13 protein-coding genes are annotated in these 12,993 nt (G+C 70.2%); 9 read left to right on the forward strand and 4 right to left on the reverse strand.

Features of this window, described 5'->3' with window-relative positions:
• Positions 1-5: 5 nt before the first annotated feature.
• A complete protein-coding gene (locus tag AB0K00_RS03350) occupies positions 6-395 on the reverse strand; it encodes an ATP-binding protein (RefSeq protein WP_363514447.1) in 390 nt (129 codons plus the stop codon).
• Between the two features lie 134 nt (positions 396-529).
• On the opposite strand from AB0K00_RS03350, the gene AB0K00_RS03355 reads away from it, so the two are divergent.
• Positions 530-910, forward strand: coding sequence for a TraR/DksA family transcriptional regulator (locus tag AB0K00_RS03355; RefSeq protein WP_363514450.1), 381 nt, complete (start codon positions 530-532; stop codon positions 908-910).
• Here the strand turns inward: AB0K00_RS03355 and AB0K00_RS03360 are convergent.
• Positions 894-1,121, reverse strand: a complete 228-nt coding sequence (locus AB0K00_RS03360) for a hypothetical protein (protein WP_363514453.1) — start codon at positions 1,119-1,121, stop codon at positions 894-896. The genes AB0K00_RS03355 and AB0K00_RS03360 overlap by 17 nt on opposite strands.
• An 87-nt stretch (positions 1,122-1,208) precedes the next feature.
• Between AB0K00_RS03360 and AB0K00_RS03365 the strand changes: the two genes are divergently transcribed.
• The 5 genes from AB0K00_RS03365 to AB0K00_RS03385 all read left to right on the forward strand — a co-directional run bounded on the left by AB0K00_RS03365 (position 1,209) and on the right by AB0K00_RS03385 (position 6,467).
• Positions 1,209-3,866: a response regulator gene (locus AB0K00_RS03365; protein WP_363514456.1), complete on the forward strand. Its 2,658-nt coding sequence runs from the start codon at positions 1,209-1,211 to the stop codon at positions 3,864-3,866.
• Positions 3,863-4,240: a response regulator gene (locus tag AB0K00_RS03370; protein ID WP_363514459.1), complete on the forward strand. Its 378-nt coding sequence runs from the start codon at positions 3,863-3,865 to the stop codon at positions 4,238-4,240. The genes AB0K00_RS03365 and AB0K00_RS03370 overlap by 4 nt, the downstream gene beginning before the upstream one ends.
• 103 nt (positions 4,241-4,343) lie before the next feature.
• Positions 4,344-5,978, forward strand: a complete 1,635-nt coding sequence (locus tag AB0K00_RS03375) for a sodium:solute symporter family protein (RefSeq protein ID WP_363514462.1) — start codon at positions 4,344-4,346, stop codon at positions 5,976-5,978.
• An 18-nt stretch (positions 5,979-5,996) separates the two neighbouring features.
• Positions 5,997-6,281: a hypothetical protein gene (locus tag AB0K00_RS03380; protein ID WP_363514465.1), complete on the forward strand. Its 285-nt coding sequence runs from the start codon at positions 5,997-5,999 to the stop codon at positions 6,279-6,281.
• A 42-nt stretch (positions 6,282-6,323) separates the two neighbouring features.
• Positions 6,324-6,467: a hypothetical protein gene (locus AB0K00_RS03385; RefSeq protein ID WP_363514468.1), complete on the forward strand. Its 144-nt coding sequence runs from the start codon at positions 6,324-6,326 to the stop codon at positions 6,465-6,467.
• Here AB0K00_RS03385 and AB0K00_RS03390 read toward each other — a convergent pair.
• Positions 6,464-6,775 (reverse strand): hypothetical protein, encoded by a 312-nt coding sequence (locus AB0K00_RS03390; RefSeq protein WP_363514471.1) that lies wholly within the window; start codon positions 6,773-6,775, stop codon positions 6,464-6,466. The genes AB0K00_RS03385 and AB0K00_RS03390 overlap by 4 nt on opposite strands.
• A gap of 3 nt (positions 6,776-6,778) precedes the next feature.
• Between AB0K00_RS03390 and AB0K00_RS03395 the strand changes: the two genes are divergently transcribed.
• The 3 genes from AB0K00_RS03395 to AB0K00_RS03405 all read left to right on the forward strand — a co-directional run bounded on the left by AB0K00_RS03395 (position 6,779) and on the right by AB0K00_RS03405 (position 10,070).
• Positions 6,779-7,777 (forward strand): hypothetical protein, encoded by a 999-nt coding sequence (locus AB0K00_RS03395; protein WP_363514474.1) that lies wholly within the window; start codon positions 6,779-6,781, stop codon positions 7,775-7,777.
• A gap of 125 nt (positions 7,778-7,902) precedes the next feature.
• Positions 7,903-8,598 carry a response regulator transcription factor gene (locus AB0K00_RS03400; protein ID WP_363514477.1) on the forward strand — a complete coding sequence of 232 codons (696 nt, stop codon included), beginning with the start codon at positions 7,903-7,905 and terminating at the stop codon, positions 8,596-8,598.
• Positions 8,595-10,070 carry an ATP-binding protein gene (locus AB0K00_RS03405; protein WP_363514480.1) on the forward strand — a complete coding sequence of 492 codons (1,476 nt, stop codon included), beginning with the start codon at positions 8,595-8,597 and terminating at the stop codon, positions 10,068-10,070. The genes AB0K00_RS03400 and AB0K00_RS03405 overlap by 4 nt, the downstream gene beginning before the upstream one ends.
• On the opposite strand, the gene AB0K00_RS03410 is transcribed toward AB0K00_RS03405, so the two are convergent.
• Entirely contained in the window at positions 10,071-12,881 is a 2,811-nt protein-coding gene (locus tag AB0K00_RS03410; protein ID WP_363514483.1) for a PQQ-dependent sugar dehydrogenase, read from the reverse strand.
• Between the last annotated feature and the right edge of the window lie 112 nt (positions 12,882-12,993).

The following is a 12,993-nucleotide window of genomic DNA, read 5'->3' on the forward strand; positions in this document are numbered from 1 at the left end:
GGCCGCTATACCAGCTCGGCCCAGACGACCTTGCCGGTCGGGAGCGGGCGGACGCCCCAGGAGCGGGCCAGTCGCGACACGATGAACATGCCCCGGCCCGAGGTGCTGGTCTCGTTGTCGATGTCGGTGATCCGCGGCAGCGCCGGGCTGGCGTCGCCGACCTCGATGAGCACCGCGCCTTCCCGGCGGCGCAGGCGCAGTGCCGCCGGCGGCATGCCGTGCCGCAGCGCGTTGGCGACGAGCTCGTGGCCGACCATCACCGCGGCCTTGGTGAGGTGGGTGAGCCCCCAGACGGCCAGCGTGCGGGTGATGACCCCGCGGGCCTGCTGGGCGGCGCCTACTGGCACCTCGACGGTGACCTCTGCGCTATCTGGCTCGGTGACCACATTGCTCATCGTGCCCGTTCGTGCCGGAGTTGAACAGTGACGCCGTGCCCAGAGTCGGGGATGAGTCAGGTTTGCGGGCGGTCCGTGGTGGGCACACCGGATTCCAGTCGAACGCGATTCCGCGCCAGTACAGGGGGCCCAGGATGCTCGTCCAGCCAGAAATGACGGTTGCCGGTGGCGCGCAGCGCTCCTCGGATCTTCGTTCCGCGCTGGGTGCGCGTCATCGGGAGCTCGCCGCCGAGTATGCCGACGCGGTCGCCGAGATGACCCTCGCGGGCGTGGTCGACGCCGGTGACGACGTCGCCGACCTGGGCACCAAGGCGTTCAGCCGGGATCAGGAGTTCGCGCTCGCGCAGTCCATCCGGAGCAGGATGGAGCAGGTGGAGCGGGCGATGGAGCGGCTCGACGAGGGCACCTACGGCCGGTGCGAGCGCTGCGCCGAGGACATCCCGGTCGCTCGGCTCACCGCGTTCCCGTCGGTCACGTCGTGCGTGCGGTGCAAGAGCCTCAGCGAGCGCCGCTAGCGCTGAGCCGTTCGACGACGCCGAGCGCCCGGTTGGCGGCGCTCTGCAGGTGCGGCAGGTAGTCCGCGGCGGCAGGGTTGTCGCCGAGGTCCTCCGACAGGAACGCCACATAGTTGAGGATTGCGCCCAGAGCGTTGGAAAGGTCATGGGTGCCGTCGGCGATCTCGGCCCGTAGTAGGGCGAGCTCGTCGGCCGGTTCCTGCTCGCCCATCCGTCCCCCTGGCTAGAGTGAGTCCCGTCTACTGTTACGGGGCGTAGTCGGATGATAACTCTAGTCACAACACTGCTGGTAGTAGCCGTGTTCCTGCGTGCGCTCGGCGGATTTCTCGCCACCAGGGACCCGGTCCAACGAAGCATCACGCTGATCTTCCTGCCGCCGGTGGCGGTGTGCGTCACCGCGGTGGCCCGCGAGGTCGTCGAGCGGCCGCTGCCGTCGGTCGTGGGCGCGACCGCGACCGCGCTGCTCATGCTGCAGCCGTACCTGACGCTGCGGCTCACCGCCCGGTTGCGGCACGTGCCGACCTGGCTGGACCGCACCCTGCTGCTCTCACTGGTGGCGAGCATCGTGGCCGTCGCGGCCGCGCCTCGCCCGCTCAACGTCGCGTATCTGCTGCTGGCCTCCGGCACGTTCGCCGTGACCGAGGGGATCGCCGGCACCTTCCTGCTGCTCGGCGCGCAGCGCCGCTCCGGTGCGGCCAGGGCCAGGCTGCGCCTCGCCGCGGTCGCCACCTACGCCTTCGTGCTGATGATGTTGCTGCTGTACACCGGCGCCGCGCTGTCGCCGAGCACCAGGACCTGGGTCGCGCCCATCGGGCGGGGCGTCGCGCTGGTGTCCGCGGTCGGCTACCTCATCGCGTTCATGCCGCCGGCCTGGCTGCGCCGGATGATGTCGGCCACCGTCTGGTACGAGGCGACCGAGGACCTCCAGCGGCTGCCGGCGGCCGTCAGCACCGGCCAGGTGTGGCGCCGGTTCGTCCAGGTGGTGCACGAGACGACCGGCACCGACGCGGTCGTGCTGGTCCGCACGGCGCCCGGCGGCCGCCTCGAGCAGGTCGCCGCCGTCTGCCGGTCCGGCGCGAGCCTGCCGCACGACCCGATGCCGGAGCTGACCGGCAAGGACCTCGAGCTGCTGCTCGCCGCCCGGCAACCGGTCTCGGCCGGCTCGAACCGCAGGCCCGTGCCCGCGCTCGCGGCGTATTTCGCGCAGACCACCGGCGCCCGCCTCGTCACCGCGCTGGAGCTGCCCCTGTCCTCGCAGGAGGGCGGCGCCGTGCTGCTGCTGGACCGCTACCGGGCCATGTTCACCGCCGATGACCTGCGCCTCACGGCCGTGCTCGGCGGCCAGGCGCAGGCGCTCGCGGAGCGCAGCACAATCCTCGCCGAGCAGCGCCACCTGACCGAGCAGCTGGCCGCGTCCGTCGAGGCACTCACCCACGCCAGCCAGGCCAAGAGCGACTTCCTCGCGGGGATGAGCCACGAGCTGCGGACCCCGCTGAACGCGATCATCGGGTTCAGCGACCTGATGCGCGCCGAGCACCCCGACGGCGACCGGCGCACCGTGCCGGCCGACTGGGTCGACCACATCCACAACAGCGGCCGGCACCTGCTCGGCCTGATCAACGACATCCTCGACCTGGCCAAGGTCGAGGCGGGGCGGCTGGAGCTCAACCCGGAGCCGCTCGCCCTCGACGTCGCGGTCAACGAGGTGATCACCGGGCTGCGCCCGCTCACCGACCGCAAGCGGCTGGAGGTGCAGATCGACGTGCCGCAGGTCGCGGTCCGCGCCGACCCGCTGCGCTTCCGGCAGATCCTGGACAACCTGCTGTCCAACGCGATCAAGTTCACCCCCGAGGGTGGCCGGATCGCGCTGAGCGCCGCCCAGGAGGTCGATGAGGTGGCTTTGACCGTCGCCGACAGCGGCGTCGGCATCGCCGCGGAGAACCACGTCCGGGTGTTCGAGGAGTTCCAGCAGGTCGGCAGCGCCGCCCAGCGGCAGGCCGGCACCGGGTTGGGACTCGCGCTGACCCGCCGGCTGGTCGAGGCGCACGGCGGCTCGATCGTGCTGCAGTCCGCGCTCGGCGAGGGCAGCCGGTTCACCGTCCGGCTGCCGGACGCGACCGCCGAGATGCCCGCCACCGCGCCCGCCGCGACGCCGGTCGCGGAGCCGTCCGGCACCGCCCGCGGCCGGGTGCTGATCATCGACGACGACGCCCGCGCCGCCGAGCTGCTGATGACCTACCTCGCCGCGGCCGGTTACCGGGTGCGCGTCGCACCAGGCGGGGAGGAGGGCCTGCGGGCCGCGCGGGCGTGGGTGCCCGACGCGATCCTGCTCGACGTCGTCATGCCGGGCCTCGACGGCTGGGACGTGATCCGGGAGCTGAAGCACGAGGAGTCGCTGCGCGGGATCCCGGTCTTCTTCGCCACGATCATCGACGACCGGAAGGTCGGCATGTCGCTCGGCGCCACCGACTTCTTCGTCAAGCCGGTCGACCACGACCTGCTGCTGGCGCAGCTCGCCCGGCACGTCGTGCCGGCGAGCGGGGGCGAGGCCGCCTCGGTGCTCGTCGTCGACCGCGACGACCAGACCCGGCACGTGGTCGAGCAGCACCTCCGCGACGGCGGCATCGACGTCGTCACCTGCGACGACGGGCCGGAGGGGCTGCGGCTGTCCCGCGACCGCCGCTTCGACCTGATCATCTGCGACCTGCAGATGGCCGACGTCGACGGGTTCGCGCTGCTGGCCGGCCTGGAGGGCGACCCGGCGACGCGGGGGATCCCGGTCCTGGCACTGACCGAGCCCGACCTGTCCGACGACGACCGGGTCCGCCTGACCGGCAAGGTCATCGGCACCATGCCCCGCAGCGCGGCCGCCTCCGACGGCGTCCGCGAGTGGGTCGACCTGGCCGCGGTGGCCAGCACACTGTCCGACGCGCGGGGAAACGGGGCGACAACATGAGCAAAGTGCTGCTGGTCGAGGACGAGGAGCTCAACCGGGTGCTGGTCCGGGCGATCCTGGCCCGCGCCACCGACGACGTGATCCGCGAGATCGAGCTGGTCGAGGCGGGCAGCCTGCAACTGGCCCGCGACGCGCTCACGGAGACCTCCGTCGACGTGATCCTGCTGGACGTCAACCTGCCCGACGGCAACGGACTCAGCCTCGCCGCGGACCTCAGCGCGCAGCCCGGGCGTCCGCAGGTCATCGCCCTGACCGCGAGCGTGCTGCCGCACGAGCGGGCGGCCGCGATGAGCGCGGGCTGTGACGCCTTCCTCGACAAGCCGTACGGAGCCCAGGACCTATTGAAGATCCTCGCTACGCATCTCCCCTCCTAGTCGCGTTTGAGCGTCACCTACCCGGGGGTAGGTGAGATGACGCTCACTCGTCGTCAAAGGGGAGGAACGGGTGGAGACTCTCGCCGAAGGTCTACGCCTACAGATGGACGCGCTGGACTACGTCCTCCTGTCGCTCTACTTCATCACCGTGCTGGGCGTGGGTCTCGCCGCCCGCCGCTCCATCAAGAACAGCGCCGACTTCTTCCTGTCCGGGCGCTCGCTGCCGGCCTGGGTGACCGGTCTCGCCTTCATCTCCGCCAACCTTGGCGCGCTGGAGATCCTGGGCATGGCTGCGAACGGTGCCAAGTACGGCATCATGACGGTCCACTACTACTGGATCGGCGCCGTGCCGGCCATGGTGTTCCTCGGCATCGTGATGATGCCCTTCTACTACGGCTCCAAGGTCAGAAGCGTCCCGGAGTACATGCGGCGCCGCTTCAACCGCCCGGCCCATCTGCTCAACGCGCTGTCGTTCGCGCTCGCCCAGGTCCTCATCGCCGGCGTCAACCTGTATGCCCTCGCGCTGATCATGCAGGCGCTGCTCGGCTGGCCGCTGTGGACCGCGATCGTGGTCGGCGCGGCCATCGTCCTCACGTACATCACCCTGGGTGGTCTCTCCAGCGCGATCTACAACGAGGTCCTCCAGTTCTTCGTGATCATCGCCGGTCTGTTGCCGATCGCGATCATCGGCCTGGTGAAGGTCGGCGGGATCGACGGGCTGTTCGACGCGGTCCGCAACACGAAGCTCGGCGAGGCCGGCCTGCACACCTGGGCGGACACCGGCGGCAGCGACAACCCGCTCGGCGCGCCGTGGTGGGGCATCGTGTTCGGCCTCGGGTTCGTGCTGTCCTTCGGCTACTGGACGACGAACTTCGCCGAGGTCCAGCGTGGTCTGTCGGCCCGCAACATGAGCGCCGCCCGCCGCACGCCGATCATCGCGGCCTACCCGAAGCTGGTCATCCCGTTCGTCACCGTCATCCCCGGCCTGGTCGCGCTCGTCACGGTCAAGGGGCTCGGCGCCGACAAGGGCGACCTGCAGTACAACAACGCCATCCCGCTGCTCATGCGCGACTTCCTGCCCAACGGGGTGCTCGGCATCGCCGTAACCGGTCTGCTCGCGTCGTTCATGGCCGGCATGGCGGCCAACGTGTCCGGGTTCAACACCGTCTTCACGTATGACATCTGGCAGGAGTACATCAAGAAGGACAAACCCGACGGCTACTACCTGCGCATCGGCCGCTGGATCACCGTCGTCGGCGTCGTGATCGGCATCGGCACCGCGTTCATCGCCTCCGGATACAGCAACATCATGGACTACATCCAGGCGCTGTTCTCGCTGTTCAACGCCCCGCTGTTCGCGGCGTTCATCATCGGCATGTTCTGGAAGCGGATGACCGCCTGGGCGGGCTTCTGGGGTCTGCTGTGCGGCACGCTCGCCGCGTTCATCACCTACGCCGGCTACAAGTGGTGGGGGCTGTTCAACTTCGGCTCCGACCTGGACGAGTCGTTCTGGGGCGCCGGGATCGCGTTCGTGACGGTCGCGATCGTCTCCGTCGTCGTCACCCTGTTCACCACCCGCAAGACCGACGAGGAGCTCAGCGGCCTCGTCTACGGCATCGGCCGCCACGACCTGAGCGCCGGCGCGATCGCCGGTGACCAGGCCTGGTACCGCTCGCCGATCCTGTTGGGCGTCGGCGCGCTGGTCCTGGCCGTCGCGTTCTACCTGCCGTTCCTGTAGTGGAGAGGGTGTCTGCACATGTCTGACCAGACGACGGAAGCGGAGACCGCCAGGGCGGCCCGGCTGTTCGACGTGCGCCGCGTGATCGGTGGGCTCTTCACCGTGTACGGCGTGATCGTGACGATCCTCGGCATCTTCGACTCGCAGGCGGAGATCGACAAGGCCGCGGGGGTCCGGATCAACCTCTGGATCGGCCTCGGCATGCTGGCCCTCGGGCTGCTGTTCCTGCTCTGGCAGTGGTGGCGCCCCGCCGAGCCGCCCCCGCCGAGCGACATCCCACCGGCCGACGAGATTCGGGAGTAACAGCCAGTTCCCCGGGTTCGGCGCGGTGCGGGAAACTGCGGCATGAAAATCGTGCTTGCGGACATCGCACCGGACCCGGATCCGGCCTCGGCCGGAGTGATCGTCGTGATCGTGCTCGGCGTTGTCGTGGTGATCGCCGCCGTCGTCCTGCTCGCCGTCTGGCTCCGCCGCCGGGCCCGGCCCTAGGTCACCAATCCGATGAGCAGCGACGCGGCGTTCGCGCCGAGACTCGCCACCAGCAGCAGCGCCGGGTCGCGGCGGGTGGCCAGCCACAGCACCCCCGCCTCCGCGACCACGACCGCCGCTTCCGCGGTCCAGAGCGCGCCGGCTGATGGGCTGGGGGCGAGCGACCACCACAGCAGCGGATGCGTCAGCAGGTTGACCGCCACGCCCAGCAACAGGGCGCGTCCGGCTGTTGCGAAACGCAACGCCGTCAGCGCCAGCACGTACAGCGGCACCTCCACGGCGAGGGTCAGCAGCAGCGCCCGGATCATCCGATGAAGGTAACGCTGCCGTTCCTGCTCGCGGCCGCCGCGGCGCTCGCCGTCGCGCTCGGCGCGCCGCTCGCCACGACCGTGCTGGGGCTGATCGCGTTCGGGGTGCTGCACAACGTCCTGGAGCTGCGGTACGTCACCGGCCGGTTCGCGCCGGTGCTCAACGGGCGCTTCCTGGTCGTGCTGTTCGGGCTGATCAGCGCGATCGTGCTGTGCCGTCTCGCGGCGCTGGTCGTCGGGCAGCCCGCCCGGTACGCGGAGATCCTCGTCGGCTACGCGGTCCTCGCCGCCGGGTGCGCCCACGCACTGCGGGGCTGGCTGCTCGCGATCGCCGGCGCCGTCCTCGTTGTCGCGGGGGCGGTCTCGCTGTCCTGGCCCGGATATCACTTCGTGGTCCTGGCGCACCTGCACAACGTGGTGCCGCTGTTCTTCCTGTGGGAGTGGGCCGCCGCGCTGCCTGTCGTGACGCGCCGCTGGTTCCGGACCGCCCAGGTCGGCTGGGTGCTCGTGCTGCCTTTTGCCATCCTCCTCGGCGCCTTCGACGGAGCGCTGTCCAACGTCTCCGCCTCGACGGTGGCAGCCTTCGCCGGCGACCCAGCGAAGATCATCGCGTTGAGTGCGCCGCCCGGGTCCGACGCGCTGATCGGCGCCCGGTTCCTGGTCGTGTTCGCGTTCCTGCAGACCATGCACTACTTCGTCTGGGTCTGGTTCCTCCCGCGCCACGCCCCTTCCGCGGCCCGGGCCTTCGAGCGGCGGGTGCCCTGGCTGCGCGGGCCACGGGCGTGGGCCCTCGGAGCCGGGCTCGGCGCCGCGCTCGCCCTGCTGTTCGCCGTCGACTACGCATCCGGGCGGGCAATGTACAGCGCATTTGCCTCATATCACGCGTATCTCGAGTTTCCGGTGTTGCTGGCGATGCTCCTTGGCGCCGGTGCAGCGCGTTCACAGCTGGTTTTCAGGGAAACCGCATCCAGTGGTCAGCAAGCGGCGGCAGGCTCGAGTTAGCAAGAGTGCGGCGCGCAGCGTCGCATGGGGGGTGTGGGGTGGCGCAGCCCCCCACGGAACCGCGGGGCGCAAGCCCCGGGGAGCTAGAAACTGCCAAGGAATTTTGACGGAACTGGGAGCACATCATGACGCGGCTGCTTGTGGTCGACGACGAGCCGGACATCGTCGAGCTGCTGTCCGCGAGCCTGAAGTATCACGGCTACGACGTGGCCAGCGCCACGAGCGGCCGCCAGGCGATGGAGGAGGCCCGCCGCTTCCGGCCCGACATGATCCTGCTCGACGTCATGATGCCCGAGCTGGACGGCTTCGAGGTGCTGCGCAAGCTGCGCGGTGAGGGCACCCGCGTGCCGGTGCTGTTCCTCACCGCCCGCGACGCCACCGAGGACAAGATCAAGGGCTTGACCCTCGGCGGCGACGACTACGTCACCAAGCCGTTCAGCCTGTCGGAGATCCTCGCCCGGATCCAGGCGGTGCTGCGCCGGGTCGCCGACCCCGCCGGCGGCGCCGCGGCTTCGTCGTCGCGGCTCACCTTCGCCGACATCGAGCTCGACGAGGACACCCACGAGGTGTTCAAGGCGGGCCAGGAGGTCCAGCTGTCGCCGACGGAGTTCAAGCTGCTGCGGTACTTCATGACCAACCCCGGCCGGGTGCTGTCCAAGGCGCAGATCCTGGACCACGTGTGGCAGTACGACTTCGGCGGCGACGCCGGCGTCGTCGAGTCCTACGTGTCCTACCTGCGCAAGAAGATCGACACCTCCGACCCGCGGCTACTGCAGACGCTGCGCGGGGTCGGCTATTCGCTGCGGCTGCCGCGGACATGAAGGCCTTGCCGCTGCGGGTCAAGCTGGTCGCACTGATGCTGGTGCTGCTGACTTCCGCACTGGTCGTGACCGGCGGCGTCAGCCTCTACAGCACCCGCTCCTTCGCCAGCCAGCGGGTCGACGAACAGCTGCAGAACAGCACCCGCTCCGCGGAGCAGGACTGCAGCCACGGCCAGATCATCGACCGCGTCGGGCCGGCCCTGCGCAGCGCGTATTGGGTCGGCTGCGCAACCTCGACCACCGGTCCGATCGTCGCCCTCGGCCTCACCCCGAGCGCGAGCAACACCAGTCAGGGCGAGCCGGACCTGCCCGCGGCCACCGTCCTGGGCCTGGTCGCCAGGGCCGATCGCGCGCCGCAGAGCGCGACCCTGTTGACCGTCCCGCCGAAGGGCGGCGTGGGCCACGACTGGCGGATCCTGGTGAAGCCGGCCGGCGGTGGCGGTGGCCCTCCCGGGGCGCCCTCCTTCCGCGGCTGGGTCGTGGTCGGCCTGAGCGAGGACGAGGTCGACGAGACCGTCAGCCGGCAGCTCTGGGTCACCGTCGGCGTCGGCGGCGGGGTGCTGCTGGTCCTCGCGGTCGTCGCGTACCTGCTCGTGCGGTCCAGCCTGCGACCCCTGGTGGAGGTCGAGCAGACCGCGGAGGCGATCGCGGCCGGGGACCTGACGCGACGCGTGCCGGAGGCGGACCCGCGCACCGAGGTCGGTGGCCTGTCGACCGCGTTGAACACGATGCTCGGGCAGATCGAGACGGCGTTCGAGGAGCGCCGGGCGTCGGAGGAGGCGGCGCTCGCGTCCGAGGAGCGGATGCGGCGCTTCGTCGCCGACGCCAGCCACGAGCTGCGCACCCCGCTCACGTCCATCCGGGGATTCGCCGAGCTGCACCGCCAGTCGGGGCGCGCCGACGACAACGTCGGGCGGATCGAGCACCACGCCACCCGCATGGGCCTGCTCGTCGACGACCTGCTGCTGCTGGCCCGCATGGATCAGCATCGGCCCCTCGAGAAGAAGCCGGTCGACCTGCTCGCGCTCGCCACGGACGCGATGATCGACGCCCGGGTCACCGGGCACGGGCACAAGGTGCGCCTGCGTACCCAGGGCGGGGAAGACGACGACGTCGAGCCGGCCATCGTGCTCGGCGACGAGGCCCGGCTGCGGCAGGTGCTGCAGAACCTGATCACCAACGCCATGACGCACACTCCGGCCGGCACCGAGGTCACCGTTTTCGTCGGTACCGAGGGCCGCGACGCGGTCCTGGAGGTGTCCGACAACGGCCCGGGCATGACCGCCGAGGACGCGGAGCGGGTGTTCGAACGCTTCTACCGCACCGACCCGAGCCGGACCCGCGCGCTCGGCGGATCCGGCCTGGGCCTGTCGATCGTGAGTGCCCTGGTGGCCGCGCACGGCGGCAAGGTAACGCTGCGCACTGCGCCCGGGGAGGGTGCCGCCTTCCGCGTCACCCTCCCTCTGGCGTAGTTACGGGTGCGTCCAGGTCTGGGCGCCCGTGCCGTTGCAGTCGTAGATCTGCAACTGGGTGCCGTTGGTGGTGGTCGAACCGGGGATGTCCAGGCACTTGTTGGCCTGGGGGTTGCGGATCGAGTTGTTCGCGCCGATCACCCACTGCTGGGCGGCGGTGCCGTTGCAGGTGTACAGCTGCACCAGCGTCCCGTTCGTCGTCCCGCTGGCCTTCACGTCGAGGCACTTGCCGGCCAGGCCGGTGAGGGTGCCGTTGGCGTTGACCGTCCACTGCTGGGCGCCGGTGCCGTTGCAGTCGTAGATCTGCACCTTGGTGCCGTCGGCGGTCTGGCTCGCGTTGATGTCGGCGCACTTGCCGAGCGCCGTCAGCGGGCCGGTCCGGGCGCCGGGGGTGCCGATGCCGGGGCCGGTGAACGTGTAACTGTCCAGGTCGAGGATCGCCCCGGAGCCGCCGGTGAACACGATGTACAGGTCGTGCGTGCCGTCGTCGGGCTTCGTCACCGGGCCGCTGACCTCGGCGTAGGTCTCCCAGCCGCCCGTGTTCGGCACGGTCAGCCGGGCGACCTCGGTGCCGGTCGGTGAGTCGTAGCGGAACGAGACCGTGCCGCCGCCACCGCCGGAGGTGACCCGCGCCTTGACGCCCGTGATGTTCTTCAGCGAGACCGCGTGGTGCCGGACGCTCTCACCGGACTGGATGTCGCCGAGCCGCTTGCCGCCGTCGGCCGCGGCCGCCGTGATGACCTGCGGGCCGGACAGCGACACGTAGTGCTCGGCCTGCCAGTACTTGGGCCACAGCGTGAACTCCGAGGAGCCGGTCAGCGGCACCGAGCCCGTCGCACCGTTGTCGGTGTAGGTGGCGCGCACGACGAAGAACAGCACCGAGTCGGGTCCGGCGTGCACCGGTCCGGTGTTGAAGGTGGCCGAGCAGCCGGTGCCGGCGCCCTCGTCGTGGGCGTGCTCCTGGTGTCCGAGGGCGACCGCGATCACGATCTTCGAGCAGTCGATCGGGCCGTCCTGCGGGTCGGTGGCCGAGGCGGTGACGGTGAAGTTGTCGTTCCAGTCGAACATGCCGCCCGCCGGTACACCGGAAATCGTGACGGAAGGACGGTTGTTGCCGACGGTGATCGGCACCAGCGTCGTCCCGGTGTGTCCGGCCGGGTCGCGCACCGTCAGCCGGGCCTGTTTGGCCCCGTTGGTGGTGTACGTGTACGCCGGGTTCGCCGCCGTCGAATCCGTGGTGCCGTTGTTGTCGAAGTCCCAGGCGTAGGTGATCGCGTCGCCGTCGGGATCGCTGGAGCCCGCGCTGGAGAAGGTCACCGCGAGCGGCGCGAGGCCGTTGTCCTTGTTCACGGTGGCCTTGGCGATCGGCGAGCGCCCGCCCTGCACATAATTGATCTTGTACAGGCCGGCGTCGGCGGCGCCGGAGAAGTAGCCGCTGCCGTACTCCAGCATGTACATCGAGCCGTCGGGGCCGAACTGCCAGTCGATCGGGTGCACGAACGGCGACCCGGCCAGCACCGGCTCGACCTGGCCCGCGACCGGGTTGCCGGTGGCCGGGTTGCCGTTGTCGAAGTTGACGGCCTTGACCCAGTTGCGGCAGTACTCCGAGATGATCCACTTGTTGTCGTAGTACTGCGGCCACTTCACCGCCGAGTTGAGGTTGGGGTCGTAGTGGTACACCTCGGTGTGGTTCGGTGATCCGCAGCCGCCCGGGCTGTCCAGCTGCGGCCACTGCACGCTGCCGCCGTGCTGCTCCCAGACCAGCGCCGGTTTGGTCGGCGGGAGCTGCTGCAGGCCGGTGTTGCGGGGCGAGTTGTTGACCGGCCCGGTGCTGCCGCCGCACGGGAACCAGCCGCGGGGCGCGTTGGCCGCGAAGTCCCAGTCGTTGTAGGCCACGTTCGGCCCGCCGCAGTAGGGCCAGCCGTAGTTGCCCGGCCCGGTCGCCCGGTTGAACTCGTCGAACGCCGCCGGCCCCCGGTTGGCGACCGTGGCACCCGCGTCGGGGCCGACCTCGCCCCAGTAGAGGGTGTTGTTCGCCTTCGTGTCGACCCAGATCCGGTACGGGTTGCGGTTGCCCATCGTGTAGATCTCGCCGCGGGTCTGCGCCGTCTGCGCGAACAGGTTCCCGGCCGGGATCGTGTAGGTGCCGTTGCTCTCCGGGTGGATCCGGTTGATCTTCCCGCGCAGGTCGTTGGTGTTGCCCGCGGTGCGCTGGGCGTCGTACTGCGGGTCGCGGGTGGTCCGCTCGTCGATCGGCGCCATGCCGGCCGAGTCGCCGCCGGAGTTGGTGTTGTCACCGACCGCGAAGTACAGGTTGTTGTTGCTGTCCCAGGTCATCGAGCCGGCCGAGTGGCAGCACAGGTTCCGCTCGGTGGGCCACTCGATGATCATGTCCTCGCTGGCGGGGTCGAGGACGTTGGTGGCGGTGTTGAACGTGAACCGGGAGATCCGGTTGACCAGCGGGGTCACCTTCGGGGAGTAGAAGATGAAGACCCAGCGGTTGGTGGCGAACTGCGGGTGCAGCGTGATGCCGATCAGGCCGTCCTCGAAGCGCGCGTCCAACTGGAGCGTGAGCGCCACGGTCGTGGCCTGGGTCGTGGGGCTGTACAGCCGGACCTGACCGCCGCCGGCGGTGGTGCCCCGGTTGATGTACAGGACCTTGCCGTCCGGCAGGACGGCCAGCTCGATCGGCTCACCCATGGTGAGCCCGCCGTCGAGCTTGACCTTCTCGAAGTCGCTGGCGGGCGGCGGTGCCGCGGCGGCGGCGGTGGGAGCGGCGGTCTCGACGGCCGCGAACGTCGCAAGACTCACGAGACTCGATGCGATCAGGGCCAGGGCTGACGTGCCGACGGTCCATCGTCGGCGGTGGGGTGGGTTCACCAGACCTCCTGTTAGCGGACTGCCCGATGGACTCCCGCCGACT

The sequence above is a fragment of the Dactylosporangium sp. NPDC049525 genome (genome assembly GCF_040676755.1).
In the GTDB taxonomy this organism is placed as follows: Bacteria; Actinomycetota; Actinomycetes; order Mycobacteriales; family Micromonosporaceae; genus Dactylosporangium.